At 67.8% G+C, this 16,727-nt stretch carries 15 protein-coding genes; 8 read left to right on the plus strand and 7 right to left on the minus strand.

Translation table 11 applies throughout. The features are described 5' to 3' along the window. Positions 1-12 precede the first annotated feature (12 nt). The 5 genes from CFB52_RS21405 to CFB52_RS21425 form a co-directional block, all read right to left on the minus strand. Positions 13-1,068 (minus strand): DUF1839 family protein, encoded by a 1,056-nt coding sequence (locus CFB52_RS21405; protein WP_099317898.1) that lies wholly within the window; start codon positions 1,066-1,068, stop codon positions 13-15. Then, positions 1,065-2,039 carry an amino acid--[acyl-carrier-protein] ligase gene (locus CFB52_RS21410; RefSeq protein WP_059574628.1) on the minus strand — a complete coding sequence of 325 codons (975 nt, stop codon included), beginning with the start codon at positions 2,037-2,039 and terminating at the stop codon, positions 1,065-1,067. The genes CFB52_RS21405 and CFB52_RS21410 overlap by 4 nt, the downstream gene beginning before the upstream one ends. After that, on the minus strand, positions 2,036-3,232 hold the full coding sequence (locus tag CFB52_RS21415) for an acyl-CoA dehydrogenase family protein (RefSeq protein ID WP_099317373.1): 1,197 nt from the start codon (positions 3,230-3,232) through the stop codon (positions 2,036-2,038). The genes CFB52_RS21410 and CFB52_RS21415 overlap by 4 nt, the downstream gene beginning before the upstream one ends. After that, positions 3,229-3,480: an acyl carrier protein gene (locus tag CFB52_RS21420; protein ID WP_006490451.1), complete on the minus strand. Its 252-nt coding sequence runs from the start codon at positions 3,478-3,480 to the stop codon at positions 3,229-3,231. The genes CFB52_RS21415 and CFB52_RS21420 overlap by 4 nt, the downstream gene beginning before the upstream one ends. A gap of 180 nt (positions 3,481-3,660) precedes the next feature. Further along, positions 3,661-4,443 (minus strand): Crp/Fnr family transcriptional regulator, encoded by a 783-nt coding sequence (locus tag CFB52_RS21425; protein ID WP_179231773.1) that lies wholly within the window; start codon positions 4,441-4,443, stop codon positions 3,661-3,663. A gap of 918 nt (positions 4,444-5,361) precedes the next feature. Between CFB52_RS21425 and CFB52_RS21430 the strand changes: the two genes are divergently transcribed. The 4 genes from CFB52_RS21430 (at position 5,362) to polX (ending at position 10,251) form a co-directional block, all read left to right on the plus strand. Beyond that, complete coding sequence (locus CFB52_RS21430; RefSeq protein ID WP_059639360.1) at positions 5,362-6,144, plus strand: Crp/Fnr family transcriptional regulator; 783 nt, start codon at positions 5,362-5,364, stop codon at positions 6,142-6,144. A gap of 11 nt (positions 6,145-6,155) precedes the next feature. Beyond that, a complete protein-coding gene (locus CFB52_RS21435) occupies positions 6,156-7,562 on the plus strand; it encodes an undecaprenyl-phosphate glucose phosphotransferase (RefSeq protein WP_099317900.1) in 1,407 nt (468 codons plus the stop codon). Between the two features lie 383 nt (positions 7,563-7,945). Next, positions 7,946-8,338, plus strand: coding sequence for a TraR/DksA family transcriptional regulator (locus CFB52_RS21440; protein WP_059574623.1), 393 nt, complete (start codon positions 7,946-7,948; stop codon positions 8,336-8,338). Positions 8,339-8,487: 149 nt separating this feature from the next. Next, positions 8,488-10,251 carry a DNA polymerase/3'-5' exonuclease PolX gene (polX, locus tag CFB52_RS21445; protein WP_099317901.1) on the plus strand — a complete coding sequence of 588 codons (1,764 nt, stop codon included), beginning with the start codon at positions 8,488-8,490 and terminating at the stop codon, positions 10,249-10,251. Positions 10,252-10,290: 39 nt separating this feature from the next. Here polX and ald read toward each other — a convergent pair whose 3' ends face one another. Continuing rightward, positions 10,291-11,406, minus strand: a complete 1,116-nt coding sequence (ald, locus tag CFB52_RS21450; RefSeq protein ID WP_099317374.1) for an alanine dehydrogenase — start codon at positions 11,404-11,406, stop codon at positions 10,291-10,293. Between the two features lie 281 nt (positions 11,407-11,687). Here ald and CFB52_RS21455 point away from each other — a divergent pair, with 281 nt between their 5' ends. Then, positions 11,688-12,104 (plus strand): DUF3995 domain-containing protein, encoded by a 417-nt coding sequence (locus CFB52_RS21455; protein ID WP_099317375.1) that lies wholly within the window; start codon positions 11,688-11,690, stop codon positions 12,102-12,104. Positions 12,105-12,123: 19 nt separating this feature from the next. Here the strand turns inward: CFB52_RS21455 and CFB52_RS21460 are convergent, their stop codons facing one another. Next, complete coding sequence (locus CFB52_RS21460; protein WP_257220598.1) at positions 12,124-12,306, minus strand: RNA 2'-phosphotransferase; 183 nt, start codon at positions 12,304-12,306, stop codon at positions 12,124-12,126. A gap of 461 nt (positions 12,307-12,767) precedes the next feature. On the opposite strand from CFB52_RS21460, the gene CFB52_RS21470 reads away from it, so the two are divergent. From CFB52_RS21470 to CFB52_RS21480, 3 genes are read left to right on the plus strand one after another with little or no spacing between them, the layout of a single operon-like run. Further along, entirely contained in the window at positions 12,768-13,508 is a 741-nt protein-coding gene (locus CFB52_RS21470; protein ID WP_059574615.1) for a gluconate 2-dehydrogenase subunit 3 family protein, read from the plus strand. Beyond that, positions 13,508-15,286 (plus strand): GMC family oxidoreductase, encoded by a 1,779-nt coding sequence (locus CFB52_RS21475; protein WP_059639365.1) that lies wholly within the window; start codon positions 13,508-13,510, stop codon positions 15,284-15,286. The genes CFB52_RS21470 and CFB52_RS21475 overlap by 1 nt, the downstream gene beginning before the upstream one ends. Further along, positions 15,283-16,695 (plus strand): cytochrome c, encoded by a 1,413-nt coding sequence (locus CFB52_RS21480; protein ID WP_099317376.1) that lies wholly within the window; start codon positions 15,283-15,285, stop codon positions 16,693-16,695. Before CFB52_RS21475 ends, CFB52_RS21480 begins: the two co-directional genes overlap by 4 nt. Positions 16,696-16,727: the final 32 nt, after the last annotated feature.

Below are 16,727 nucleotides of genomic sequence, written 5' to 3' on the forward strand. Positions count from 1 at the left end.
GGCGCGCGCGCGTCACCGCATGGCCGACACGGGCTCCGTGTCGCAGCGCACCGGCGTCACGTGCCGCAGCGGCGCGCCGATCTGCCGCGCGCACGCGACGAGGTCGCCATACGCGGCCTCGATCGCGTCGAGCGTCGAATCGCCGCGCTCTTCCTTGCCGCGTGCGCACGCGCGCGCGAGCCGGAATTCGAGCACCATTGCTTCCGACGCGATGCGATCGCACGCGGCGCGGATTTCGGCGAACGGCCCGGTGCAGCCGCTTGCCTGCAGCCAGCGCGCGTAGTGGCCGAACAGTTCGAAATTCGCGCCGAGCTGCCGCACCGAATTGAACGAGTACGCATGGAAGCGTTCGAGCGGCGCTTCCGCGAGAATCGGTGCGTCGGTCTGCAACTGCCGGCGAAATGCCGCGACCGGATCGACGACCGGCAGGCGCCGCAGGTGGCGCTGCAACGCGGCGAGGGAGGCATCGCAGAGCGCGCGCTCGTCGAGCGGCGCAAAGCGTCGCTTCGCGCATTCGACGTACGGCGGCAGCGCCATCGGCGAACTGCCGCCGACGAGCCCGCTGTAATCGACATCCTCGGCGACGTAATAGCCGCTGTTGTGGAAATAGCCGATCTGGTGCTTCGCGCGGTCGATCGCGTCGATGCCGATCGTCGTCTTCGTGTGCTGCGTGCGGTAACTGCTGCCGCGCGTATCGGGCAGGAACCACGCATCGACCTCGACGATCATCAGGTGTCCGCGCGCGACCTGCGTCTCGATGTGCTGGTCGAGCGGCTCGTAGATCGAATGTTCCTGCACGACGATCCCGTAGAGTCGCTCCAGCTCGTCGTGCGGAAACTTGAAGAACGTGAACTGGTCGCCCTCGAAATCGAGCGCGATCGTAAACGGCAGCGCCGCGTACGGATTGAGACCCCACCACCGGAGCACCTCGAGCCACATGTCGACGTAGCAGTTGGTCTGTTTCCAGACCATCTCCTGACTGTGCAGCGGATGCGGCCGGTAGTGGCGCGCGCGATGGCGCACGCTCTCGAACGACGCGTCTTCGCCGTCGCGGGAAACGAACCTCATCGCGTACCCCACAGCACGTCGCGCACGTCGCGCGGCCACGCGTCGATATCGAAGCCGTGGTGGCGGAACAGCGCGAGCGTGAGCCGTTCGAGGCCGAAGCCGACGCAGCCCGTGTGCGCGACGTCGCCCGTCGCGGTACGGATGTCCCACAGCAGCCCGAAATGATCCATGTGGTAGTTGAAGCTCAGGCACGCGGTCTGGCGGTCGTCGTGCTCGATCGGGATCAGCAGCTCGAACTTCAGGTTCTGCTCGCGCTGGCTGTCCGCGACGATCTTGCCGCCGCGTCCGAAGAACGGGTCGTTCGCCAGATCAATCGCATTCGGCAGGCGCAGCGCTTCGATCATCCGCGTGCCGCGTTCGATCCACGTCTCGCGGAACGAGACGATCTGCTCGGGCGTGCCGATCCGCACGTACTCGCGCATCCGGAACAACTGCATGCGGGTCGGGTCGAGCGACGGTTCGTGACGGAAGCAGTACGAGAACACGTCGACGATGCGGCCGTCCGGGTGCAGCGCGCCCGCGCGCGCGACGACGGGATACACGGGGTAGCACGCGGCCGGCGTCATCACGACGTAGGTCGGCTTCTGGTTCTCGGTCCAGTCGTCGCCGCGATCGAGGCATTGCAGCACGCGCTGGTGCTGGCGCTCGTCGCCGCAGAACGCGTGCACGCTGCCCGCCAGTTGCGGGAAGCTCTTCATGTATTCGCTGCGCTCGAACTCGGTGCGGCTCATCGCCGGCGGGAAGCGCAGCACTTCGGCCTGCTGGTCGGCGCCGATGCGCGTGACGAACGCGTCGAGCGCTTCGACGACGCGCTCGAATCGCTCGCTGCGGCCGAACAGGCCCTGGATGCCGGTCGAGACCAGCAGGCCCGCGTCGATCAGCGCGTCGCGCAGCGGGTTGACGCCCGCACGGTCGAGCGGCGCGTCGGCGGGAACGGAGGCGGCGGAAGGCACGGCGAGGCGATCGTTCACGTATGTTTCTCCAGCGTCGCGGGACGCAGCGCGAGCAACAGGCTCGCAGTGTTGGCGGCAATGCGGTCGTTGCTGATCATCAGCGGCGCCGCGTGCAGGTCGCGAATGTGGCGGCCGATGCTGAACGGCGTGCCTTGCTTGTAGCCGGCCATCCCGCAGATCATCATCGCCTGATGCGCGACTTCGAGCGCGGTCGCCGACACGTAGGTCTTCAGCGTATTGATCTCGGCGGCCCAGGCCATGCCGGCCGACCACGAGCGGGCCTGCGCGTTCGCGTGGAGGCGCAGCACGTTGTCGACGCGGGCCTGCATCGCCTGCATCAGCGCCAGCGATTCGGCGATGCGCCGCGCGGCGGGCGACGGCGCGCCGTCGGTCTGGCGCGCCTGCGCGCGGAAGAACTGGTGCGCGCGATGGAACGCGTCGCCGGCCACGCCGATCCACACCGCGGCCCACAGGATGTGCGAGACGGGCACCATCGTTTCCTCGGCGATCTTCGCGAACGGCACTGGCAGGCATTGCACGGCGGCGCCCTGCGCGTCGAGCACGAAGCCGTTGCTGCACGTGCCGCGCATGCCGAGCGTGTCCCATTCGCCGCGGCGCGTCAGCGTATAGCCGTCGCGCAGCAGCGTGACGAGCACCTGCTCGGAAGCCGGCGCATCCGCATCGCGTCGCGCGGTGGCGAGAATGCCGTCCGCGTAGTCGCCGTACGAGATCGTCGGCGCGGCCTTGTGCAGCCGGAATCCGCCGCCGTCGATTTCGAGCGCGCACTGGCTCGCGCGCAGGTTGCCGCCGACGCCGTCTTCCGACGTGGCCGACGCCAGCAGCCACTGGTGACGCACGAGCTGCTGCAGGAACAGCTTGTGCCAGCCCTGGTCGGCGGCGTGGTCGACGATGCACGCGACCTGGATCTGGTGCATCGCGAACACCATCGCCGACGACGCGCAGGCCTGGCCGAGGATCGAGCAGGCCGACGCGATGTCTTCCAGCGACGCGCCCGCGCCGCCGAGATGGGGGGGCACCATCGCGCCGAGCAGGCGGCGCGCGCGCATCGCCTCGATCGCCTCGACGGGGCAGCGCGCGTCGCGATCGACCGCATCGGCATGCTGGGCGGCGATTTGCGCGACGGCATGCGCGGCCTCGTCGAGGCGATGCGAATCGCTGTCGGGCGCGAGTTCGGGAAGCAGCGCGCTCATGCGGAGTGCTCGGTGCGTTGCAGCGTGGCGATCGTGTCCGCGAGCGCGTCGATGCTGCGGAACAGGTTGCGGTTCAGCATCTCGTCGGGAATCTCGATGTTGAACTGCTTTTCGATCGCGAGCATCAACTGGATCGTATCGAGGGAGGAGAGGCCCGCTTCGTAGAGGTCGTCCCCGTCGCCGATCGAATCGATCGCGGCTTCGAGATGGGCGACGTGCTTCAGGATGGTTCTGATTTCGTTTTTCACGTGCTGCTCCGGCGTGCGTGGTGTCGTCCGCTCGGGCGAACGCGCGATATGCGCTGACATCCCCCCGGCAGTCCGGCATCAGTAGACCACTGGCAGACACGGCGTTCTGTTCGCCACCCTACAAACAGCTGAACCGGTACGCGTGCGGCGCCGAAGCGCCGTCCCGGTCCGGCACGCCGGTCACGCGCGCGATGCTGCTGGCACGCCCGAGTCGGCCGACAGGATGCGCTTCATCTCGTCGCGCACGATCGCGCGGCAGCCGCACGACATTTTTTCGAGGCCGCCGAGGTCGGCGAGCTCGATCGAGCTGCGGTATTGCCGGATCAGGCCGAGCTTCTGGATTTCGCCGGCGGCGTCCGTGACCGTTTCGCGCCGTACGCCGAGCATTTGCGCGAGCATGCTGTGCGTCACCTGGATCTCGATACTGCGGGTGCGGTCGAACGCGAGCAGAAACCATCTGCATAACTGATGTTTGAGCACGTGATGACGGCTGCAGAACGTGATCTGCGAGACCTGCGCCATCAGCAGCCGCACGCAGACGAACACGAGATGGCGGATCACCGGCGACGCATCGAACGCGGCCGCGAAGACGCGCCGGTCGAGCCGGTAGACGAACCCGTCGCGGCACGCGAGCGCCCGGCACGGCATCTGGCCGCTGCCGCCGATCACGTCGTCGCAGACCACGCTTTCGCTGCCGATCTCCGCGACTTCCAGCGTCATGCCGCCAGACGACACGTACTGCAGCGAGATCGCGGTCGTGACCGGCAGGTAGACGGCGGCGAGCATTTCGCCCGGTTCGCAGAGCACCTGCCCGGATTTCAGGTGAACGAGTTGAAGGTGGGGCGTCAGCGTGGCGAGTTCGTCGCGGTCGATGGCCGCGAGAAAACGGTTGGCATCGAAGCTGTGGGAAAGCTCGATCATGCCGTTCGCATACGCGACGGCGTCGGGAGCCTGATGAGTCACGGCGCATCCTCGCAGAATGACGGTCGCGCGTCGTCGGCGCGAACTCCGGAACGGAAATTTCGCACGACCGTGCGGACTTTTGTTGATCAAAAACCGAATGACGATACTCGCAAAAAAGGCTAGCACGCAATTGAATTCGCACAATTGCGCATTCTGCCATTTCACAAAGTTTGACGGTTGAGATTGTCCGCAAACGTTATGTCGATTTAATGATTCATTTCCCTGAAATTAATCATCCGGAAATGGAATCGTGTTGTTGCTTGTCATTCGACGCCGGCAGGGAATCAATCGAACAACGTTGTGCATCGTACCGCGAAGTGCCGGGAAGTCATTGAACATTATTTGACAAAAAAATGGGGATCGCCTGATTTGTCAATTGAATCAATGGTTTGTAGGCGATATGTGCGCTAACCGACAGAGGGCTGAATTAGTGTGCCGATTCAAATTTGAGACAGTTTGAAACGAACGTGCGCGGCGCGCCGACGTCGGGGAATGCTGCGCTGCACATCATGGAAACAATTGAAAATCCGCTGTAAGTATTTGAACGATAAGCATCGTGGCCCGACGCGACCGTGCCGGCCCGATGCATGGGGATTGACCGATCGAATGCCTGCTGTGTCCGTTGCGTGGGCGAGTGTCCGGAAATGAGACGTTTTTTTGCTTTTGGGGCCGGTTATTCGGGGGCTCTAAATCGAATGTCATTCATATATTAAGGATGGACGCGTATTGGCACGTAAATCGCTTATTCGGGCTGGCGTGTCGAAACGTGGCAGTGGACTCAATCCGGCGATGACAAGCCGATGGTCAGTCGGATTCGGGGTTGTGGGCCGCAACCGCATCAATGTCCGGACGCGCATCGCGATAACGAGTTCCGTGCACGCGGCTGCAGGCGGCGCGGACGATAAAAGGGATACAGACATGCTTCATCTTCACTCGAGCTACTCGGCGAACGCCATCCTTGCTGCCCTCCCGGAGGACAGCATCCGCACCATCGCACCGCATCTCGAACTGGTCAGGATCAAGGCCGGGATGCTCGACCGGGTCGGCGAACCGATGCGTCATCTGCACTTTCCGACGACGGCGATGATGTCGGTGCAGCACCTGATGGAGGACGGTGCGATGGTCGAGGTGGCGGTGGTCGGCCGCGAGGGGGTGGTCGGGCTGGGGACGCTGGTGGGCGGCATCGCGGCGTCGAGCCGGGTCGAGGTGCGCATCGGCGGAATGGCCTATCGCGTGCCGAGTTGCGTGATGCGCGCCGAGTTCGAGCGGTCGCCGCAGACCTACCGGCTGCTGCTGAACACCTGCCAGGCGACGATGGCGCAAATCTCGCGCAGCGCGCTGTGCAACCGCCACCACTCGGTCAGCGAGCAGCTCAGCCGCTGGCTGCTGCTCGCGCATGACAGGATCGACGGCGACGAGCTGACCGTCACGCAGCAGACGATCGCGAACATGCTCGGCGTGCGGCGCGAGGGTGTGACGGAGGCGGCCGGCAACCTGCAGGAAGCCGGGCTGATCCGGCAGCGCCGCGGCCGCATCACGGTGCTCGACCGCGACGGCCTCGAACATCACGCGTGCGAATGCTACGACCTGATTCGCGCGGACTATCGCCGGCTGCTCGGCACGCGCGGGAATGCGAGGCCGGCGACGGTCCACCCGCGCATGCTGGAGAGCCGTCGCGGATTCCCGGCACACGGTGCGTGACGATGCAGCCGATGTCCGGTGGAACGAATGCGATGCGGCGTGCCGCGATCGCGGCAGCCGACGTCGTGCTCGTGCTGGCGGGGGCGCTCGCCGCACAGGCGGCGTCGGGCCTCGGCTGGCATGCGCTGTCCGACGCGCAGCGCGGCGCGATCGCGCTGCTGTGCGTGTTGACGGTGGCGCTGCTGCCGCGCTACCTGCGCACCGTGCGCGGCGGCGTGGCGGTGCAGGGCGGCGCGCACGTGCTGACGCACACGCTGGTGGCGGTGATGTGCGCGAGCGTGCTGACGGTGGCCGGCACGGTATGGATGATGAATCGCGGGGGCACGGTCACGACGCGCTGGATCGTGCAAACGGTGCTGGCTGGCGACGCGACGCTGCTGCTCGGCCGCGCGGCGCTGCTGGCGCTCGCGCTGACGCGCGGCGACCCGCGCGCACGGCAACGCCGCGTCGCCGTCGTCGGCGCAACGGCCTACGGGCGCGTGGCGATCGAGCGGATGCAGCTTGCGCCGAACGGCCCGTTCGTGGCCGCGTGCGTATTCGACGACGATGCGGCGGCCGCCGCGAGCGGCATCGGCGGCGTGCCGGTGATCGACGACTGGAACGCGTTGCGCGACCGGATTCGCGGCGGTGACATCGACGAGGTCTGGCTCACGCTGCCGATGTCGCACGAGTGGCGGATCCAGCGCATCGTGCGCGAACTGCGCGACGAGTTCGTCGAGTTGCGGCTGTTGCCCGACGTGCGGCAGATGGCGGTCGTCGATCGCTCCGCGACCGACGTGCTGGGCATGCCGGCGATCAATCTCGCGACCACGCCGCGCTCCGCGCCGGAGCTGTGGGCGAAGTTCGCATTCGACCGGCTGTTCGCGTTCGCCGTGCTGATTCCATTGCTGCCGCTGCTGACGCTGCTCGCGATCGCGGTCAAGCTGTCTTCGCCCGGGCCCGTGCTGTTCAGGCAGCGCCGCAAGGGCGTCGACGGCCGCGAGTTCGACATCCTGAAGTTCCGGACGATGCGCGTGCATCGCGCGCAGCCGGGCGTCCTGCGGCAGGCGTCGCGCAACGATGCGCGCATCACGCGCGTCGGCGCGTTCCTGCGGCGCACCTCGCTCGACGAGCTGCCGCAGTTCTTCAACGTGTTGTTCGGGCAGATGTCGGTGGTCGGCCCGCGTCCGCATGCGATCGAACACGACGACTTCTATCGCCAACTGGTCGACTGCTACATGTACCGCTACCGTGTGCGGCCCGGCATCACCGGATGGGCCCAGGTGAACGGCTATCGCGGCGAGACGCGCAAGGTCGAGGCGATGGCGGCGCGCGTGAAGTTCGATCTGTTCTACATGCAGAACTGGAGCTTCTGGTTCGACATCAAGATCATCCTGCTGACGGTGGTGCGCGGCTTCATCGGGCGCAATGCATTCTGAGGAAACGAATGATCGAGTCGGCGCCGCGCGAGCGATCGTACCGACGGCCTGATGCCGGTTCGCGGGCACGGGAAGACGCGATGCGGCGGCGCGGAAAATTGCTGCACCGCGGTTGCGCCGACGGGCCGCGCGGCGCGCGCCGCACGTCGGGATTGCGCGTCCGTCCCCGGTTTCCTCACCGCTGACGCTGCGTGACCGGCACGCTGATTCGGGTCAACACACGCGTGTTCAATGGGTTTATCCTGCGTCGAATGCGTCCGGCGTTCTGCACGTCCGGCCGCGTATCCGGATGCGGCGGCGCAGGTCATGCCTGCGCGCCGCGTACCGGCGCGATACCGCGCGCCTCACTTTTTCGCGCGGAACCCGGAACAGGAGAGACGGCCATGTCGCTCGACCAACAACAACGGCAGACGCTGAAACAGCGGCTGAACGAGAGCGAGCAGGCGCTGCGTGCGGAGATCCGCGCGAGCGAGGACCAGCGCGCGCTGGAATCCTATGCGGACCTTGCCGGCGCGGCGCCGGACGAGGGCGACGAGGCGAACGCCGATCTGTTCGTCGACGTCGATCACGCGTTGATCGGCATGAAGCTGACCGAGCTGCGCGCGATCGGCCGCGCGCAGCGGCGGATGCGCGACGGCAGTTACGGCGAATGCATCGACTGCGACGGCTCGGTCGGCTACGAGCGCCTGCTGGCGCGTCCGACCGCCGAACGCTGCACGCATTGCCAGTCGCTCTACGAGCGCCGCTACGCAACGACGCCGCGCGCGTCGCTCTGACGTCGCGGTTTCCACCGCGCTGCACGCGCTGCGCGGGCCGGCGCAGGATGACCAACGGGCGCCCGGCGCCGTCGACACGCGGCGCCGGGCGGGCAGACGCCGTCGCGCCGGCGCGCGGCGCCATCCACGTGGAAGGGGGCACGCCGATCATGCCGATCCACAATGCGGAGTGCGCGGCCGTGTTCGCCGAAATCGGCGACATGCTCGAGATCCAGGGCGCCAACCCGTTTCGCGTGCGGGCATACCGCAACGCCGCCCGCACGATCGCCGACTACGGCCGCGATATCCCGACGATGATCGCGAACGGCGACGATCTCGGGAAGATTCCGTCGATCGGGGCCGATCTCGCGTCGAAGCTGCGCGAGATCGCCGCGACCGGCACCTGCGAACTGCAGCAAACCTTGCGTCATGCGTTGCCGGGCGCGATCGTCGCGCTGCTCGACGTGCCCGGGCTCGGCGCGAAACGCGTGAAGGCGCTGCACGACGCGCTGCACGTCGATTCGCTCGAGCAGTTGCGCGCCGAAGCGAAGAGCGGGCACGTGCGCGAACTGCCGGGCTTCGGTGCGAAAACCGAAGCCCATCTGATCGAGGCGATCGACGATCGCCTGCAGCGTGAGCCGCAACGCTTCCTGCTGCCCGACGCCGCGCATGCGCTGACGCCGTTGCTCGAACACCTGCGTGCGGTGGCCGGCGTCGGCAAGGCCGTGCCGGCCGGCAGCTTCCGCCGCCGCCGCGAGACGGTCGGCGATCTCGACATCCTCGTCACCGCACGCGATGCTGCCGCGGTCGCCGACGCGTTCGTCGGCTACGGCGACGTGGCGCGCGTGCTCGCACACGGCAAGACCCGGTCGAGCGCGGTGCTCGCCAACGGGTTGCAGGTCGACCTGCGCGTCGTCGATGCCGATGCGTTCGGCGCGGCGCTCGTCTACTTCACCGGATCGAAGGCGCACAACATCGCGCTGCGCAGGATCGCGCAGGCCGGCGGCCTGAAGATCAACGAATACGGCGTGTTTCGCGGCGACGAGCGGATTGCCGGCGCGACGGAGGCATCGGTCTACGCGGCCATCGGGCTGCACGAGGTGCCGCCCGAGTTGCGCGAGGATCGCGGCGAGGTCGATGCGTCCCGTGCCGGCACGCTGCCGGCGCTGGTGGAGCGCAAGCATCTGCATGGCGACCTGCACGCGCATACCGACGTGTCGGCCGGCCGCGACGGCTTGCGCGCGATGGCCGCGGCCGCGCGTGCGCGCGGGCTCGCGTATCTGGCCGTCACCGATCGTGTCCCGCCTGGCGACGGCGCTCGCGGCGGCTTCGAGTGGCTCGCGCGGCAGCTCGACGACATCGATCGCGTCAACGCGACGTTCGACGATTTCGTGTTGCTCAAGGGCGTGGAGGCGGGCATTCGCGAGGATGGCAGCCTGGACGTGCCCGACGCGATGCTCGGCCGGCTCGATCTCGTGGTGGGCGCGGTACGCGACGGTTTCGACCTGCCGCGCGGCGTGCAGACCGATCGCATGCTGCGCGCGATGGACCATCCGTATTTCACGATTCTCGCGCATCCGACCGGTCGCATGCTCGGCGAGCGCGACGCCTGCGAACTCGATGTGCCGCGCGTGCTCGCGCAGGCTGCCGCGCGCGGCTGTTTCGTCGAACTCGATGCTCAGCCGCGGCGCCTGGACTTGCCGGACGTCTGGTGTCGCGAGGCCGCGAAGGCCGGCGTGCCGGTCGCGATCGGTTCGGATGCATGCAGCGCGGACGAACTCGACAATCTCGCGTTCGGCATCGACCAGGCGCGGCGCGGCTGGCTGACGCGGCACGACGTGCTGAACACGCGCACGCTCGCGCAACTGCGGCCGCTGCTGGCGCGCACGATGGGCGGCGGCAAGCGGAGCCGGTCGAAGGGCGCGCGAACGTAACGCGGCCGGCCGCGTTGCGTTCGGTTCATGCCGGCACGGTCATGCCAGCACGCCGGTGGCCGGGACGTACGGCAGCCCGAGCGCCTGCGCGACGGCTTCGTACGTGATGTGGCCGTCGCACACGTTCAGGCCCGCGCGCAGGTGCGGATCGTCGAGCATCGCCTGTTTCCAGCCCTTGTCGGCGAGCGCGAGCGCATGGCCGAGCGTCGCATTGTTCAGCGCAAAGGTGGACGTGCGCGCGACCGCGCCGGGCATGTTCGCGACGCAGTAGTGGACCACGCCGTCGACGACGAAGGTCGGCGCCGCGTGCGTGGTCGCATGCGAGGTCTCGAAGCATCCGCCCTGATCGATCGCGACGTCGACGACGACCGCCCCCTTGCGCATCGTCGCGATCATGTCGCGCGTGACGAGCCGCGGCGCCGACGCGCCCGGCACGAGCACGGCGCCGATCACGACGTCGGCATCGCGCACGGCTTCGTCGACCGTATGCGCATTCGAGCAGACGGTCGCGATCCGGTTGGCGAACACGAGATCGAGCTGGCGCAGCCGGTTCACGTTGTTGTCGAGCACGGTGACGCGCGCGCCGAGGCCCACCGCCATCTGCAGCGCGCCGGTGCCCACGACGCCCGCGCCGAGCACGACGACGTGCGCGGCCGGCACGCCCGGCACGCCGGCCATCAGCTGGCCGCGGCCGCCGCGCGGGCTTTCGAGGTGGGTCGCCGCGACCTGGATCGACATGCGGCCGGCGACTTCGCTCATCGGCGCGAGCAGCGGCAGGCCGCCGCCGGGGCCCGTCACGGTTTCGTACGCGATGCACACCGCGCCGGATTTCACGAGCGCGGCGGCCTGATCGGGATCGGGTGCGAGATGCAGGTACGTGTAGAGAATCTGGCCGCGCCGCAGCATCGCGCATTCGGCGGGCTGCGGCTCCTTCACCTTGATGATCATGTCGGCCCGCGCGAAGATTTCGTCGGCGCCGTCGCTGAGCGATGCGCCGGCGGCCGCGTAGTCGTCGTCGAGCAGGCCGATCGCCGTGCCCGCGCCGCGCTGCACGAGCACGCGATGGCCGTGCCGCGTGAGTTCGCGCGCGCCGGCCGGCGTGAGGCCGACACGGTATTCGTGGTTCTTGATCTCTTTCGGCACACCGACCAGCATGAGTCGCCTCCATGGCCTTCGTTATCGTCGTCGTGCGGGCAGGCGGTTGCGCGGCGGCGTGCCGACCGCAGTACTGGAATAACAGGGTAGTAGCGCGCGGACGGAAGTCAAGCGTGCGGCCTGCGCGCGATGCATGCGCACTGCAGCGCAGCATGCGCGGCCACCGGTTGCGACCGGACGTCGCAATGCGCGCGTGATCGGGTTTCGGTATCGTCATGCGTGTCGCGGGCCGAACGTTTTCGGCAAGACGACGAGACAACGACACGAGGACATCGATCGACATGACCGGTGCGTATTTCAGCGTGCCGACGCTTTGCGCCCTCGCGCTGGTGCACGTCTACTGGGCGTGCGGCGGGCGGCTGGGCAAGCGTGCGGCCATTCCGGAGCAGGACGGCGTACCGCTGCTGCGGCCGACCGCCGTCGGCACGCTTGCCGTCGCGGCCGCCCTGCTGGGCGGCGCGTGCGTGGTCGCCGTGCGTGCCGGCTGGCTCGGGCGCAACGCGTATCCATGCACGATCGCGTTCGCGACCGTTGCGCTCGCATTGATCTTCGCGGTGCGGGCCGTCGGCGATTTCCGCTACGTCGGCTTCTCCAAGCGGATCCGCGGGTCGCGTTTCGCGCGGATGGACACGCTGTATTACTCGCCGCTGTGTGCGGCGCTGGCGTTGTCGATCGCGTCGATGTTCTGGCCGTGGTGAATGGCGACTGGCGCACGGCTCACTCGGCGCGCGTATCGATCAACTCGAGATATTCGGCCGGCACGGCATCGGTCAGCCAGACACCGTTTTCGGCGACGAAGAACGCATGGCCCTGCCGGTGCATGCGCCGCGCATCGACTTCGAGGATCACGGGCACGCCGTAGCACGCGCCGACGGCCAGCGCCGTCCGCCGTCTGCCCATCCTTGCACATTCCGGCTTCTCAATTTCCCATTGTTGCTGATTTCGATGCACTGAATTGCATCGATCCCTCTACCAATGGAACCGGTTCCATATATAATTCGCCGCACTCGTCGCCGGACCCGAAAGAGGGTCGTGCACGTTGCGCTTGCGGTGGGCAGACGTGACGTCTAAGTTGAACAAGGGTCATGGGCGATGACGGAGAGATGCAGGCTGATGCCGGTATTTGTCCGACGATAGGGCCCGCGAAGAGGTCGATCCGCACAGCGCCGCCGGTACCGGGGCGGGGTGCGGCTGCAATGACGGCGCCACCGCGGAGCGCGGCCGGGCACCTGCAATCGAGGTTGTGCGCAACACACGAAAGAACAGGGTGACCGGCCGCGTGCGGCACGGCTGCCTGCCGGGCACGCGGCATGCGGAATGCGCGCGTCCGAACCCCGATCCCCAACGATCAACATCCGACCATGTCCACGCCACCTGACAAACCCAATTCGCGTCGCCGTTTCCTGCGCACGTCGGTCGCGCTCGTGCCGATCGCGTCGGTCGCCGGCTGCGACCTGCGCTCGTCGTCGCCGTCCGCGACGACGGCCGGCAATGCATCCGCCGCGTCGGCCGGCGCCGAGCGCGCACCGTACAAGCCGACCTTTTTCGATGCGAAGGAATGGGCGTTCGTCCAGGCCGCCGTCGACCGGCTGATTCCGGCCGATGCCGAAGGCCCCGGCGCGCTCGAAGCCGGCGTGCCCGAATTCATCGATCGCCAGATGGAGACGCCGTATGCGCACGGCGCGACGTGGTACATGCAGGGGCCGTTCCAGCAGGGCGTGCCCGAGCTCGGCTACCAGTTGAAGCTGGTGCCGCGCGACATCTACCGGCTCGGCATCGCGGCCGTCAACCGCTATTGCGAAAAGGCGCACGGCAAGGCGTTCGCGGATCTCGACGCACCGACGCGCGACACGGTGCTCGGCGCGCTGGAGAAGGGCGGCGCGCAGATCGACGACGTGCCGCCCGGCGTGTTTCTCGGCCAGTTGCTGCAGAACACGCGCGAGGGCTACTTCTGCGATCCGGTGCATGGCGGCAATCGCGACATGGCCGCGTGGAAGATGATCGGTTTCCCGGGCGCGCGCGCGGACTTCATGGATTTCGTCAACCAGAGCGGCAAGCCCTATCCGTACGGCCCCGTCTCGATCAACGGGGAGCGCAGCTGATGGCCGCAGACAAGAAGCCGCATGTCGACGCGGTGATCGTCGGGTTCGGCTGGACCGGCGCGATTCTCGCGAAGGAACTGACCGAAGCCGGTTTGAACGTCGTCGCGCTCGAGCGCGGCGAATATCGCGACACCTACCCGGACGGCGCGTACCCGAACACGATCGACGAGCTGACCTACAACATCCGCAAGAAGCTGTTTCTCGACCTGTCGAAGACGACCGTGTCGATTCGCCACGGGCTGCAGGACACCGCGCTGCCGTACCGGCAGCTCGCCGCGTTCCTGCCGGGCGAAGGCGTGGGCGGCGCGGGGCTGCACTGGTCGGGCGTGCACTTCCGGATCACGCCGGAAGAGCTGCGCCTGCGCAGCCACTACGAAGAGCGCTACGGCAAGAAGTTCATCCCCGAAGGGATGACGATCCAGGACACGGGCGTCACGTACGAGGAACTCGAGCCGCATTTCGATTTCGCCGAGAAGGTGTTCGGCACGTCGGGGCAGGCGTACAAGGTCGGCGGCAAGGTGGTCGGCGACGGCAACGTGTTCGAGGCCGACCGCAGCGACCACTTCCCGCTGCCCGCGCAGCTCAATACGTATTCGGCGCAGCGCTTCTTCGATGCGGCCCGCTCGCTCGGCTTGCATCCGTACCGGCTGCCGTCCGCGAACACTTCGGGGCCGTACACGAACCCGTACGGCGTGCAGATGGGCCCGTGCAACTTCTGCGGCTACTGCAGCGGCTACGCGTGCTACATGTATTCGAAGGCGTCGCCGAACCTGAACATCCTGCCGGCGCTGAAGCAGGCGCCGAACTTCGAGCTGCGCTCGAAGTGCCACGTGCTGCGCGTCGATCTCGATGACACGAAGAAGCGCGCGACCGGCGTGACCTACGTCGATCCGGCCGGGCGTGAAGTGCACCAGCCGGCCGATCTCGTGATCGTGGCCGCGTTCCAGTATCACAACGTGCACCTGCTGCTGCTGTCGGGCATCGGCAAGCCGTACGACCCGGTGTCGGGCGAAGGCGTGGTCGGCCGCAATTTCGCGTACCAGAACCTGTCGACGATCAAGGCGTTCTTCGACAAGGACACCTACACGAATCCGTTCATCGGCGCGGGCGGCAACGGCGTCGCGGTGGACGATTTCAACGCGGACAACTTCGACCACGGCCCGCTCGGCTTCGTCGGCGGCTCGCCGCTGTGGGTGAACCAGGCCGGCGTGAAGCCGATCAGCGGCATCGCGACACCGCCCGGCACGCCGCAATGGGGCTCGGCATGGAAGAAGGCCGTCAAGGACAACTACGCGCACACGATCTCGATGGACGCGCACGGCACCAACATGTCGTATCGCGACGTGTATCTCGACCTCGATCCGACCTATCGCGATTCGTACGGCCAGCCGCTGTTGCGGATGACGTTCGACTGGAAGGACAACGACATCAGGATGGCGCAGTACGTGACCGGGCAGATGAAGAAGATCGCGGAGGCGATGGGGCCGAAGGCGATCGGCGTGTCGACGCGCGAGTTCGGCAAGCACTTCGACTCGCGCCAGTACCAGACCACCCATCTCGTCGGCGGCGCGATCATGGGCACCGACCCGAAGACGAGCGTGCTGAACCGCTACCTGCAGTGCTGGGACGTGCACAACGTGTTCGTGATGGGCGCGTCCGCGCTGCCGCAGGGCATCGGCTACAACCCGACCGGGATCATCGCGGCGCTGGCCTACTGGTCGGCACGTGCGATCCGCGAGCAGTACCTGAAAAATCCCGCCCCGCTGGTGACCGCATGAAGAGGACGATGAACCACAACGTCGCGCGCCGGATGTCGCGCGCGCTGGCGGCCGGTGCAGCCTGGGCCGCGTTCGGCTTCGCGGGCTCGGCGGCGCTTGCGCAACCGGCGGCCCCCGCGGCAGCCTCCGGCCCGGCGGCCGCACCGGCCGCCCAATCCGCCGACGCGGCCCTGATCAAGCGCGGCGAATACCTCGCCCGCGCCGGCGACTGCATCGCATGCCACACCGCGAGCGGCGGCAAGCCGTTCGCGGGCGGCCTGAAGTTCGACACGCCGATCGGCGCGATCTACTCGACGAACATCACGCCGGACCCGAAGACGGGTCTCGGCGGCTGGACTTACGAGGACTTCACCCGCGCGGTGCGCGAAGGCGTGCGCAAGAACGGCGACACGATGTATCCGGCGATGCCGTTCCCGTCGTATTCGCGGCTGACCGACGACGACATGAAGGCACTGTACGCATACTTCATGCACGGCGTCGCGCCGGTCGAGCACGAGAACCGCGCGGTCGACATCGTGTGGCCGCTGTCGATGCGCTGGCCGCTCGGCATCTGGCGCAAGATGTTCGCGCCGTCGCCGAAGCCGTTCGACGCGGCGTCGTACAGCGACCCGGCGGTCGCACGCGGCGCGTATCTCGTGCAGGGCCTCGGCCACTGCGGCGCGTGCCACACGCCGCGCGCGCCGACGATGCAGGAGCGCGGGCTGACCGACGCGGACGGCCTCGACTTCCTGGCCGGCGGCGCGGCGATCGACGGCTGGGTGCCGACGAGCCTGCGCGGCGAGCCGCGCACGGGCCTCGGCGCGTGGAGCGAAACCGAGATCGTGCAGTTCCTGAAGACGGGCCGCACGCTGCGCACGGCCGCGTTCGGCGGGATGACGGACGTGGTCGGCCACAGCATGCAGCACATGACCGACGACGACCTGAACGCGATCGCGCGCTACCTGAAGACGTTACCGCCGCGCGTGCAGGGCGAGCAGCCGCACGTGTACGACGCGGCCGCGGCGAAGGCGCTGCAGACGGGCGACGCGAGCAAGCCGGGCGCGGCCGTCTATCGCGACAACTGCATGGCCTGTCACCGCAGCGACGGCCACGGCTACACGCGCGTGTTCCCGGCGCTCGCCGGCAACCCGGTGGTGCAGGGCGACGATCCGACGTCGCTGATTCACGTCGTGCTGGAAGGCAGCGCGCTGCAGGGCACGCGCACCGCGCCGTCGACCTTCACGATGCCGCCGTTCGGCTGGCGCCTGTCGGACCAGGAAGTCGCGGACGTGTCGAACTTCGTGCGCACGAGCTGGGGCAACACGGGCGCGCCGGTGACGGCCGCGCAGGTCGCGAAGGTGCGCAAGAGCGTGCCGTCGACGCGGCCGGAGCCGCCGCCGGGCGCGCGATTCCCGCAAGCGTCGCGCTGACGGCGCGGCGGCGGGGCGCCGGCCCCGCCTGT

This window comes from Burkholderia sp. AU18528 (genome assembly GCF_002223215.2).
Taxonomy (GTDB): domain Bacteria; phylum Pseudomonadota; class Gammaproteobacteria; order Burkholderiales; family Burkholderiaceae; genus Burkholderia; species Burkholderia semiarida.

What these genes read in the sequence shown, in the direction of transcription:
- CFB52_RS21405 (WP_099317898.1), bottom strand. Translation starts at nt 1,068, where the DNA reads ATGAGGTTCGTTTCCCGCGACGGCGAAGACGCGTCGTTCGAGAGCGTG.
- CFB52_RS21415 (WP_099317373.1), bottom strand. Translation starts at nt 3,232, where the DNA reads ATGAGCGCGCTGCTTCCCGAACTCGCGCCCGACAGCGATTCGCATCGC.
- CFB52_RS21430 (WP_059639360.1), top strand. Translation starts at nt 5,362, where the DNA reads ATGCTTCATCTTCACTCGAGCTACTCGGCGAACGCCATCCTTGCTGCC.
- CFB52_RS21435 (WP_099317900.1), top strand. Translation starts at nt 6,156, where the DNA reads ATGTCCGGTGGAACGAATGCGATGCGGCGTGCCGCGATCGCGGCAGCC.
- CFB52_RS21440 (WP_059574623.1), top strand. Translation starts at nt 7,946, where the DNA reads ATGTCGCTCGACCAACAACAACGGCAGACGCTGAAACAGCGGCTGAAC.
- polX (WP_099317901.1), top strand. Translation starts at nt 8,488, where the DNA reads ATGCCGATCCACAATGCGGAGTGCGCGGCCGTGTTCGCCGAAATCGGC.
- ald (WP_099317374.1), bottom strand. Translation starts at nt 11,406, where the DNA reads ATGCTGGTCGGTGTGCCGAAAGAGATCAAGAACCACGAATACCGTGTC.
- CFB52_RS21455 (WP_099317375.1), top strand. Translation starts at nt 11,688, where the DNA reads ATGACCGGTGCGTATTTCAGCGTGCCGACGCTTTGCGCCCTCGCGCTG.
- CFB52_RS21460 (WP_257220598.1), bottom strand. Translation starts at nt 12,306, where the DNA reads ATGGGCAGACGGCGGACGGCGCTGGCCGTCGGCGCGTGCTACGGCGTG.
- CFB52_RS21470 (WP_059574615.1), top strand. Translation starts at nt 12,768, where the DNA reads ATGTCCACGCCACCTGACAAACCCAATTCGCGTCGCCGTTTCCTGCGC.
- CFB52_RS21475 (WP_059639365.1), top strand. Translation starts at nt 13,508, where the DNA reads ATGGCCGCAGACAAGAAGCCGCATGTCGACGCGGTGATCGTCGGGTTC.
- CFB52_RS21480 (WP_099317376.1), top strand. Translation starts at nt 15,283, where the DNA reads ATGAAGAGGACGATGAACCACAACGTCGCGCGCCGGATGTCGCGCGCG.